Below are 9803 nucleotides of genomic sequence, written 5' to 3'. Positions count from 1 at the left end.
CTGGCACATCTCTTGATGAAATTATTCGTGCTTATTGTGCAGTCTAGTGTCTCATACTTATTTGAAATGACTATAGTTGCAAAGAGAGCGATCGTCCTGTAAATTCGGGTTATTCTTCAGATAATCCCCTGCTTTCTGACAACCGATACCTAAAAGATCATCGAGATTCATACTCCAAAGCAAAGGTTTACCGTAATAGTAATTCTCTTTGTCCCGAATCCAGGCAAAAATCTGCTGCCCATCAGAGTTGAAGCTGATGTTATCACCAGCAAAACTTTCCTGGTTAAAACTTTTTAGCATTATCCCCTCACGGCTCCAAATTTTCACTGTACCAATATCATCAGCCGAGGCAAGCATCTCACCATTTGGGCTGAAACTGAGGCTTTTAACAGACGCACTGTGTCCTGATAAGCGATGCTTAAGCTTGCCACTTTGATAATCCCAGAGGATAACAGTGCTGTCATCGCTAGCTGAGGCGATCGTTGAACTCTTCTGATTAAAAATTACATCCCGAACCGGACTTTTATGTTCTTTAAGAGGTTTAATCAATTCACCTTTTAAGTTCCAAAGTTTTACGGTTTTGTCATCACTGGCTGAGGCAATCATCTTACCGTCATGACTAAAATGGACGCGATTCACTTCCTTTGTATGCTTGTCTAAAATATTCAGTGTATTACCATCAAAATCCCATAGTCTCACTGTTTTATCATTGCTGGCAGAGGCAAGGATTTGACTGGTAGGACTAAAACTGACACTATTGATGCGATCGCGGTGTCCTTTTAAGGTAGTAACTATCTTTTTGGAATCGCTGTTCCAGAGTTGCACCACATCTTCAACACCGGAAACAGCAAATGTCTTGCCATCCGCTCCAAAATCCACATTTTCAACCCGGTTTCCTTGTCCCTTAAGAGTTAGAACGAGTGTACCGTCGCTCTGCCAAAGCTTGGCAGTATTATCTTTGTCCACAGTGGCAAGATTTTTACCATCAGGGCTAAATTGGACTAAAGTAATTTTACTGCGATGTCCCTTCAGGGATTGAATAAGCTTACCATTACTACTCCAAAGCTTCACTACATTATTCCGATCGACAGAAGCAATTAGTCTTCCATCTTGACTAACCCTAATTTTAGGAACGTCATCGCCGTCATTCTTAATGGTTCTAATTACCCGACCTGCTCTGTTGTAAAGTTTGACGTTATCCTCAGCTATCAATATAATGGTTTTGCTGTCAGGACTGAAACTCATTTTAGGAGAATCATCGCTATTGTCTGCCAGAGTCGCGATGTCTTTCCCGTCAACACCCCAAAGTTTGACACTACTAGAATTAACTGAGACAAGCAGTTGGCTGTCAAGGCTAAAACTGACATCAACTTCATAGAATTTTTGCGGTAAAGTGGTAATCAAAGTGCCATTCCGCCTCCAAAGTTTCACATTGCGATCGAAACTCGTGGTAGCAATGATCTGACTGTTGGGGCTGAAACTCGCGGTATAAACTAACCCATCATGCCCCTTGAGGGTTTGAATCACTTTTCCATTTCGACCCCAGAGTTGCACGTCATTGTAATTGCTAGGGACAAATAACATCTGACTGTCAGGGCTGAATCTTACTTGAGTGTTATCGGAAGAAGTCCCTCGATTAAACCTGTTAAATATGTCGCTCGACTTTTCAATTATTTTAAGCAGTGAGCCGTCGCGTTTCCATAACTTAACTGTGTTATCCAAACTGACAGTAGCAATAAGCTGGCTGTCAGGACTAAAAATAACCTCTGTAATCTTCTTTGTATGACCTTGTAAAGTGGCTACCCACTTGCCATCTTGGTTCCACACCTTTGCTATATTGTCTTGGCTGACAGTAGCAATAAGCTGACTGTCAGGACTAAAAAATACCTTTGTAATACTTGCTTTGTGACCTGGCAGATTTCCAATTAGCTTGCCATCCGATCTCCACAGCTTGGCTGTATTATTTCTCTCTACAGTAACCATGAGCTTACCATCAGGACTGACTTCGGGAAATGACGAATTCAGCTCGAAGGTATTCAGTAATTTATTTGTACTGTTCCAGAGTTTTGTCGTCGCCTGAGTACCCATTAAAGCAATTACCTTACCGTCGGGACTGAAACTTGCGTTTTCCATGCGATCGGCAACTTCTAGGGATTTTTTGATTGTCCCGTCGCTGTTCCAAAATTTCAAGTGGTTATCATCAATAGAGACGGGCAAATTGTCCGGGCTAAGCCCGATAATATTGCTTTTATTAATTCCCTCTTCATGGATATCCAAAGTCTCTGAATCTAGACTCACAACTTTCACTACATTGTCCTTACCAGCTAAGGCAATAGTTTTAGTATCAAGACTCAAATTGCCAGTTGTCGGAGCGGGAAGGCTTAAATCTTTCAACGGTTCAATTTTACTACCTTCTATCTTCCAAAGATTCCCTTGATGATGCTCGGCAACAGTAGCCAGCAACTTACCATCCGAACTGAAACAAGCGAAAACAGGACTCAAAAAATCTACTATATTATTAAATGTTGTGAGTAAAATACGACCATCTATTTTCCAGATTTTGAGGGTATTGTCTCGACTAGCTACACTCAGAGTTTTGCTATCTGGACTGAATGCCAAGTCAAGAACGCCAGGACTATTTATAGATTGAAGTTGCTTGCCCTCTAAACTCCACAGTTTGATAGTACCATCCTCACTAGCTGAAGCAATCCTTTGACCGTCCGGGCTAAAACGCACGATGTTAACAGTAGAAGTATGCCCTTCCAGCTTTTCTTTCTGAGTGCCATCGATTTTCCAAAGTCTTACACTATTGTCCCGGCTAGCAGAAACAATTGTCTTACCGTCGGGACTAAATCGAATATTTGTCACCCAATCCCTGTGTCCTGTTAAAGGTTTAATTAATGTGCCATTCAGACGCCAGAGGTAAATTTTACTATCCTTGTTTCCAGCGGCAATAATTTGACTGTCGGGGCTAAACGCGACGCTTGTAAATTCATTCCCATATTTTCCTTGCAAAGCAGGTTTTTTCTCGCTACCGTCGCGGTCCCAAAGCTTCACAGTTTTATCTTTACTACCAGAAGCAATAAATTTGCCATCAGGGCTAAAACTAATATCTGTGATAGTATCGGTATGACCTTCCAATCGGTTGCGCTCTCTGACGTTATAAACAACCTCTTGCAATCTCGACACTACTTGATTCTTAGTATTCGGTTCTATTTTCCATCCATATTTAAGCTTTTTTCCAGCTTTTAAACCTTCTACTAGCGCCTCTAACTCTTTATTTGAAGCCCAGAGAGATTCGGAATTGGCGCTAATTTGCTTGAGTTCAGCATTAGTTTCACCGATTTTTGCTTCAACTCCAAATACACCTGCTAGGACTGCGAGAACTGCCATCATAGCCCCGCCGGCCATCGCCAGTTTTAATTGACGTTTCAGCACCCGATTTAACTCAGCTTCACTTTGCTTTCTTTGCGCTCTTTCTTTTTCCAGTTCTTCAATCAGTTCATTATTTTTTTGACGGCGCACGAAATCAGCCAGATAATCGTGAACCAGTTGATAGCGATTGTCGGGAAAACTAGGTAACAGCAATACCAACCCTGACTTAACAAAAATTTCCAGAACTAACTCTAGGTGACTGATCTCTGTTAGTAAGTCTTCTAAACCTTTTTTTAAATCATCACGAGTTCTCAGGGGACGAGTGCTATTTTCATCTGTTAGCAGCCACAAAACAAGTTCAGCAAGCTGCTTATTTTCTGAACCGCAATCTTTAATAACTTCTTCTAAAAATCTCGCTACCAGTGCTGCTTTTGGTCCTTTTTCTTGATATTGGGCTAGGGTCGTAATATTCTCAGATTGTAATTGTGCACCCACAATTTGCAGTTCGACTGGACGCACCTCGTTAACTTCTCCTGCTAAATCTTTAACAAGTTCGTCAATCAAAGCAGGTTCTAACTCAAACTGAGTTCTTTCAGTTAAACTTTGAATAACTAACTTTGCCTCATCTGGCTTAAAGTTACCTAAGTAAAAAATAATATTTTTATCCAAAATATTATTATGAATCACATCAAAATTAGTGAATCGCGTACATTCTAATAAATAATGCAGGTAATCTTCTCGAAGGGAAAGAATTACTTTTACATAAGGGATATCTAAACAAGCGCGCAAAAAATCATAAAATCTTTTTCTTTGTACGCTGTCTTTACAAATAAAGAAAAATTCTTCAAATTGGTCAAAAATCAGAATGGTTAACAGATTATGAGCCGCATTTTTCCGTAACTGAGCCAGCAGAGAGTCTGTTAAACTTAAGGTAGCGGAGTCAAGCCCAACATCAGATTCGTCATCTTCTCTTTCTTCGGTACTAAAAAGGGTTAAAGAAAATCCTTTTTGAATAGTGGCCAGTTCCTTTGCCAAACACTTAGCCAGTTCATCAGCCCAATCTGCATAAACCTGTTGTAAAACTGGCAGAACACTGCGGGCATTTATCGGCTTTTGCTTCAAAGCAGGGATTAGTCCAGCCTGCTCGATCGAGCTTTTGCCAACCCCTGATTCCCCGTGGATGATCGTTAGTTTGCAGTCATCTCGCTCGATCCGTTCCAGCAACCGTTCGACACTGTGCAACCGTCCCGAAGCAGCGATTTCCTGGGCAACTTCGTCTTGCGATTCAGCAGAAGGTAACGCTGGGTTGGCAATCTGTTGTTTTGGCTGCAACCTCCCTGCACCGATAAAAGCTCGAAAACCAAACTGACTTTCGATCGCCTGTCGCTCTTGTTTAATATGAAAGGCATTGAGGTATTGTCCTTGTTGGAAATAGTATTCTCGCAAATTTGTCAAAATCTGGATGTAAAGCTCTGGATCGTATTGAGCTTTGGTTTGATTTCTGGCAGTTTCTAAAGTGGCGATCGCCTCTGATACCTGACCGATTTGCCGTTGTGCTTTCGCTAGCGAAAACAAATACCAACCTTGATGAAAAGAACGTTCTAAATCCAATAAAACACTTTGTTCCGGTGATGGATTTGATATAGTCTCTGTAGCATCATTTAGTAGAACCAGAGCCTGCCCGGCCGCTTGTTTTGCCTCAATCCACAAGGATTTAGACAATGCCACTTCAGCGAGAAAGCCCTGAACTCGCGCTTGCCGGAATTGGTCGTAATGGGTTTGATGGAGAACTAAGGCTTTTTGCGCCACGAGTTCTAGTTCGCGCCAATGCTTCAGGCGATGCAGCACCTCTGCCAAGAAATTGATAAATTTAGCCGCTAAGTCGGAGCGATTGGCTTGTTCAAAAGCCTCTATTGACTGCTGAAAATAGTCTCTGGCGCGATCGGCAGCTTGCTGATACTCCACGCGATGTCGCGCTGCATAATTACGCCACCACAGTCCAATATAAAATAGTAAAATTCCACAACGAGCGCGATCGCCTGTTTGCTGCCACAAAGCCAAACTCTGCTCGTAATGCTCGCGAGATACAACATGGGAATTATCAGCGACTCGACCCAGGATAAATTCTAAACCAGCCTCCTGCTCTGGATCTAACGTCACCCCTCGATGTTGCAATTCTTCACGAGCTGACTTGAGTTCAGCACAACGCGGAGAACCATTTTCAATATCTAGTGCAGCATTATCTAAAAATACGTTCTCGCGAGAATTTAAAACCTTAGCAAACACCTCATCAACAGTTTGCCGAATGAATTGAATCAACTCGTCCACGGTCATTTGAAACTCCACCGTCGTTGCCCAACTGTGGAAATCTGGAATCAACCGAATCAGCTTGCACAGGATCGCATCTGTCACCCATAGCACTACAGGAAAGTTAAAGTTGCGAAACTCCTCTCGAATCTGATTGGTGGCCGTCAAAACCGCGTCGAGTTCGCGCACTGACTCCAGACCAACTATCATTAGTGCATTAGGTTGTTCTGTACCCAGTTCTTCTTTAATCCTGGTGTAGAGAGTTTGAACGGACTTTTCTAGCACCAATTCCCGCATCTGAACCGGACATTGTTCCCGCAACCGCTGCACAATTTGTTCCCGCAATGTTCTGTAGTTGCAAACGGCTAAAATTAAGGAAAACTCTTCTTGAAAGCAAGTAATTCCCCGGATCAGGGTTTTCAAAGACTCTTGATTAATCTGTATTAATTCGGGTGACGAATCATTCATGATTGCAACTCCTTTGCCTCTGCTAAAATAGGGTTGATATCAAACCAACTTTCATCTGCATCGCGATACTCAAAGACAAACAAACTCCGCAGTAAAGTTTGATATTCTTCCTCACCTCTGACAGTTTTTTGTTGCGCTACCAGCCGTAGCAGTTCCCATTCGTGGGGCGTGATTGCTTTACTCAGTTCGCTGCGCCGCTGGCTAATGACTCGCTCTACCAAATCGCGCGAAAAAGGCGGGTCGTCTTTTTTCATACAGCTATTAAGCAGCACTAACAAGTTTCGCACATGACCGCCGCTGACTTGACAGAGGTAATCTAACGTTTCTGATGCGTCAAACACTTCTGAGATTAAGCTGATGCGTTGCTCTGAATCTACATGAGGGAAAGCTCTTGCTAGAATCATTTTTCGGAGCAAAGCAATGCCTTCAAAGCATTGACTGCCATCTCGTTCATGCACTCGCACCATCGGCAACAGTTGAGGATCTGAGCCAAAGCGATTAGTCAAATTTTCTTTGTCATTGGAGAAAGCTAGAACTAAGGGGACGGTGTAGACAACGTGGCACTTGAGTTTGTTGAGTTGTTCTCCTCGGTCAACAAAAAGGTACTCAGGTTGAGTTCTTCCTGATGACCTTGGCTTGCTATCAATCCGGTCTAGATTGTCAACAATCACGACCATTCCGGCTTTGCCTTGCTGCTTTAGCTGCTTTTGGGCGGGTTCAATTAGTTCCTGATTAATGGCTTCTAAGATATTATTGACTCGCGGCTCCAAGTGTTGTCTTAACAGAGAGCGAATATCTTTACTATCCTTTGCTTTGGTGGTGATTTCTCCTATTCCTACTGCTAGGGAAAACTTTCCTGGTTCTGCATTTATCCCGATATCGCCCACGACAGGAACTTTAGCTTTGATTCCCGTGATTTCTGAGTTTAAAAGGTTGGCAGCTCCTTGGAGTAAATTCTGGAAACGGGTTGGTTGGAGTTGGATTTGAGCTGCCTCCAAACTCTGGCTCACTTGACGGGCGATCGCCAGTAAGATATCGCTGATATCCACATCTGCCATATCTAAGTCTTGAGAAGACTCAAAATAGACTACGTGGAAACTTTTTTGTTCTAACTCTGCTTTTAATCGCGATAATTCAGTGGACTTACCGCAACCGATATGTCCGGTGAATAACTGACAATTTGGTTCATCTTGGGAGAACATTATAGCACGACCCAGTTCTTTAATCAGATTGCTCCCTCGCACTGCTGAAAAATCGATATAATACTGTCGATCTTCAGGTTTGCTGATATCAAGAGTCCGGCTGGGATTGGATGCTTTAAAGAATCTGTGTAAATCTATTGCCATCAAACCCTCACTTATATATGTCGAGCTTCAGGTTGGCTGATATCGAGAACCCGGCTGGGATTGGATGATTTAAAGAATCTGTGTAAATCTAGTGCCATCAAACCCTCACTTATATATTATGCTCGATTATAGTCTGCATTCAGCTTCTGATCACTCATTGGCTCGATGCTGCCTGTGTTGGGTCATCTACACCCCTCAAACTCCAACTGTCGAAAGTTACCGTCAGGAAATCGGGTGCTTTTGATTTGACGGTGGAAAAGGTATGCTTGCAGAGTATTCGTTGGAAACCCTGCCACGCCCATTCACCATTTTGATGGTTACATTTATTGCCATTTGTCCAGTAATGTCAAGTTTTTCACTGATTAGAAGCGTACCGATCGCAACCCATTAAATGTGGAATAGTATAACTAACCTGCGACTGCTGTCGCCGTCAATACCAGCAATTGTCAAAATAATCTTGTTTTTCTCGACTTGGATTGTTGTGTGGCTTCCTGCAGCGATTGTGCTGGCGATCGCCCTCAAATGGCATCCACCCCAACCCCTGGGAAACAAAAAACTACCTTTACTAGCTTCCCTATACGTGATTGTTCCATTCATTTTATGGGCGACAAGTTGGATCGAAAACACAACTTTTGCTAGTTGGGGTTGGGATTGGCAACCCGCAGTTGTGATATCATTACTGGGGGGATTAGGATTAGGAATAATCAGCTTAGTAATTTTATTCGGTCTACAATTAACCGTAGGCTGGATCGAGTTAAAAAAAGGTGAAAATTCCACCGAAATAGGCGAAAAAAACATTAATTTTTGGGTATTAATCTTTAATCCTGCTAGTCTGCTGACTCTGTTATTAGGACTGTGGATTAGTGCCACAGAAGAGTTAATCTTTCGCGGCTGCTTGCAAACAATCCTCCAGCAAGATTACTCAATATTAATAGCAAGTGCGATCGCCAGTTTCATTTTCGCGATCGCCCATCTAATTTGGGCAGCCAAAGAAACTCTACCGCAACTGCCCGGATTGTGGCTGATGGGGATGGTTTTAACATTAGCCCGCATCGCCGACCATGGCAGTTTAGGATTGGCGATCGGCATTCACGCAGCTTGGATTTGGGGTATAACTACCGTAGATACAGAAGGCGCAATTAAACCTACTTCTAGGGTATCAGAATGGATTACAGGAATTGCCGCCAAGCCCCTAGCAGGTGCAGCCGGAATTCTGTTATTGCTAGCAACAGCAGCCGTGCTTTTGTTAATTTAAATAAGACTTACCCTAAAAAAAGCCGGTTTCTTATAAAATATTGGCTCTCCTAGATTTGTGGTAGAAATGATAGTATAGCAATCCTAAATCATTTGTGAATTTCTTACTCCCTCCCCTTACCAAGGGGAGGGTTGGGGTGGGGTTAAAAAATTTATGACTCCTGCAAGGATTGCTATATAAGCGTCTTCCTCATCCGGGATAGGGGGCCCGCACCACGAGAATTTTTATTTTGCTGAACACCATAAACTCAGGAGATTTGGATTATGATATCAATTCCGGTTGCATTCCTCATAATAGTTGACTGTTAATAGTTGACTGTTAACTGTTAACTGTTAACTCGGGATCGCAAAACTCAATGATGGTTGAGTGTTGAATGTTGACTCGATTTTACGCTCGACGATCAAGCGCGGATTTGATATGATATCTACTCTCTTGAATCAAATATTCAAAGGACGTGATGGCGGTGGTGGCATGGGCGGTTTAGCGATCGCCAGAGACTTAGAATAGCGAGCCTCTAAAACACCCGTTCTAAACTGAGCCACTTTTTCTCCCTTCCTGTGAAATACTATCACATTAACCCGACTGCTGTAAATATTCAGATAGCGCTGTTTGACAATGAAGGCAAGAATAATAAAGACAACACCGATAAAAATACTGAGAGTCGGAATTCCTAACCAAAACAGCCACCAAGTACAACCCTCTCCTGTTTCAATCGCTCTAACATCCTCAATCGGAATAAACACCTCTTTTGTTTCTAATTAAAAAAATATTTCGAGCTGATTTGTAACAGTTCGCCGACCAATTTAGCCGTAATTTTGCAATTACTTTGAACGGGAACAATCCCCATAATTTGACCAGGTGTACTGCTGATTTGAATGACTTGATTAGATTTCATATTTATTGTCTATTGGCGGTTCGGAAAAGCTATTAGATCGCCTCCTTCTAGGATTTAGCACGTCTGAAGAATTGTATAACCAATACTCCGGACAGTTTTTAAAGAGGAATGCGATCGCAATAAAATAGAGAAGTGAAAAAAGTGAGTGCAATCTGAA

At 42.4% G+C, this 9803-nt stretch carries 4 protein-coding genes; 1 reads left to right on the top strand and 3 read right to left on the bottom strand.

Features of this window, described 5'->3' with window-relative positions; all coding sequences use genetic code 11:
- Positions 1-57: 57 nt before the first annotated feature.
- Positions 58-6150 carry a WD40 domain-containing protein gene (locus QUA36_RS29920; RefSeq protein ID WP_333460011.1) on the bottom strand — a complete coding sequence of 2031 codons (6093 nt, stop codon included), beginning with the start codon at positions 6148-6150 and terminating at the stop codon, positions 58-60.
- The gene (locus QUA36_RS29915) at positions 6147-7496 is read right to left on the bottom strand and encodes a P-loop NTPase fold protein (RefSeq protein WP_333460010.1); all 1350 of its coding nucleotides are present in this window, start codon (positions 7494-7496) and stop codon (positions 6147-6149) included. Before QUA36_RS29915 ends, QUA36_RS29920 begins: the two co-directional genes overlap by 4 nt.
- A 391-nt stretch (positions 7497-7887) precedes the next feature.
- On the opposite strand from QUA36_RS29915, the gene QUA36_RS29910 reads away from it, so the two are divergent.
- Positions 7888-8751, top strand: a complete 864-nt coding sequence (locus QUA36_RS29910; protein ID WP_333460009.1) for a CPBP family intramembrane glutamic endopeptidase — start codon at positions 7888-7890, stop codon at positions 8749-8751.
- Between the two features lie 437 nt (positions 8752-9188).
- Here QUA36_RS29910 and QUA36_RS29905 read toward each other — a convergent pair whose 3' ends face one another.
- A complete protein-coding gene (locus QUA36_RS29905; protein WP_333460008.1) occupies positions 9189-9494 on the bottom strand; it encodes a hypothetical protein in 306 nt (101 codons plus the stop codon).
- Positions 9495-9803: the final 309 nt, after the last annotated feature.

It is taken from the genome of Microcoleus sp. Pol10D4, assembly GCF_036701555.1.
Taxonomy (GTDB): domain Bacteria; phylum Cyanobacteriota; class Cyanobacteriia; order Cyanobacteriales; family Microcoleaceae; genus Microcoleus.
The sequence above is the reverse complement of the archived record's forward strand: the minus strand, read 5'-3'. Positions and strand labels throughout refer to the sequence as shown.

Excerpts from the sequence above, each read along its gene's own strand:
- QUA36_RS29920 (WP_333460011.1), bottom strand. The coding sequence starts at position 6,150 with ATGAATGATTCGTCACCCGAATTAATACAGATTAATCAAGAGTCTTTG.
- QUA36_RS29910 (WP_333460009.1), top strand. The coding sequence starts at position 7,888 with ATGTGGAATAGTATAACTAACCTGCGACTGCTGTCGCCGTCAATACCA.
- QUA36_RS29915 (WP_333460010.1), bottom strand. The coding sequence starts at position 7,496 with ATGGCAATAGATTTACACAGATTCTTTAAAGCATCCAATCCCAGCCGG.